The sequence below is a fragment of the Okeania sp. SIO2F4 genome (genome assembly GCF_010672385.1).
Classification (GTDB): domain Bacteria; phylum Cyanobacteriota; class Cyanobacteriia; order Cyanobacteriales; family Microcoleaceae; genus Trichodesmium.
In genome coordinates, this window is the sequence record NZ_JAAHGT010001323.1 from 1 (window position 1) to 1,768 (window position 1,768).

The following is a 1,768-nucleotide window of genomic DNA, read 5'->3' on the forward strand; positions in this document are numbered from 1 at the left end:
CGAAATTTTCTCGATAAACCCGGTTTCTGTCTAAGTCCTATTTCATTAATGGATAATGGATAATTACCTCTCCCTAAAAGAGAGAGGATTGGCGCTCAAGGAAAAGATTTATTTTTTTCCCCTATCCAAGGGGAGGCTTCAAGGCACGAATTATTTAATTATTTAATTGTTTAATTATTAATTATTTCGGTAAATCACCGTTCGTAAATTTCAATCCCTAATTTAGCAACAACATACTCTTGTACCGACTTAGCCCCATCTAACTCCAACACAGAATGAGCGATCGCCTCTACCTCTGACATATCTAATTGAGAAATTACTGTCTTGACAATAGATATTGCAGGTGGTGCTACACTCAACTCATCCACTCCCAACCCTAATAAAATAGGCACTGCTAAGGGATTAGATCCCAACTGACCACAAACACTAACCCAAATTCCTGCTTCATGAGCAGCAATTACAGTTTGTTGAATCATCCGCAATACAGCAGGTTCGAGACCATTAGCAAGATTAGCAACTTTAGAATTAGTTCGGTCAGCAGCCATAACATATTGACTCAAATCATTTGTACCAATACTGAAAAAATCTACCTCCTGCGCCAACTGGTTCGCCATTGTAACTGCTGCTGGTACTTCCACCATAATTCCTACTTTTATCTTATTTATACCAGAAAGAGAGTTTTCAACTTCTGTCAAAATTTTCTTAGCTGCGCGTACCTCTTGAACAGATGCCACCATAGGAAACATGATTTTAATATTATGTCCGTGACTCGCCCGCAAAATAGCTCTTAACTGAGTCTGCAAAATTTCTGGAGTATCTAAACTTTGCCGAATACCACGCCATCCTAAAAAAGGATTAGCTTCCGACTCCAATTTGATATAGGGAACTGTTTTGTCACCTCCGATATCTAAAGTGCGGATAGTTAGAGGGCGAATTCCCATAATTTGAGCGATCGCCCGATAAGTTTCATATTCTTCTGCTTCTGTGGGTGGAGTCTGGCGATCGAGATAGAGAAACTCGCTTCGCAATAAACCTACTCCTTCGGCACCACATTCTAAGGCAAATTCAGCATCAGCAACTCCCACAATATTTGCCATTAACGGAATTTTTCTACCGTCTTTAGTTATTGCCTCTTGGGGTGCTTGAGATTTATCGAAAGTTTGACTTTGTTTTACCAATAACTCCTGCAACTGCACCTGACTAGGTTCGATCCAAACTTCTCCTGTTGCACCATCTAAAGCAATTTGAGAATCTGTTGCCAATGACAACAACTGAGTGCCTACTCCAACTACCATTGGAATACCTAAGGTATTTGCAATCAATGTACTATGAGCAGTAACACTACCAGCACTAGTACAGATACCCAATACCAAGTTTGGTTTCAGTTGCAAAGCAAGGGAAGGTGTTAGGTCGGAAGTCACCAAAATTCCTGGTTGTGATAAATTGAAACTCCTACTACTCTCACCCGTTAGCAGTTGCAGCACTCGCCCTCCCACATCTTTGATATCGATAGCTCGCGCTTGCAAGTAGGGGTCTTCTAATTCTTGATATGTGTTAATCATTGCCTCAATAGATGTTTTCCATGCTACTGCGGCACAGTGATTTTCTGCAACAATGAGTTGATGTACTTTTTCTAGCAAACTGGGGTCTTCTATATATAATAGTTGTGTTTGCAAGATATCAGTTTGAGTACTATCGGTTGTACTTTTGTGAGATAGACTTTCAATTATTCCTTGAATTTCCTTTTTTGCAGTTTCTAATATTAACT

At 39.8% G+C, this 1,768-nt stretch carries 1 protein-coding gene; it reads right to left on the reverse strand.

All coding sequences use genetic code 11. The features are described 5' to 3' along the window. Nucleotides 1–194: 194 nt before the first annotated feature. Nucleotides 195–1,768 (reverse strand): phosphoenolpyruvate--protein phosphotransferase (gene ptsP / locus F6K22_RS40075; protein WP_293110658.1); only part of this gene is annotated, 1,574 nt, incomplete at its 5' end.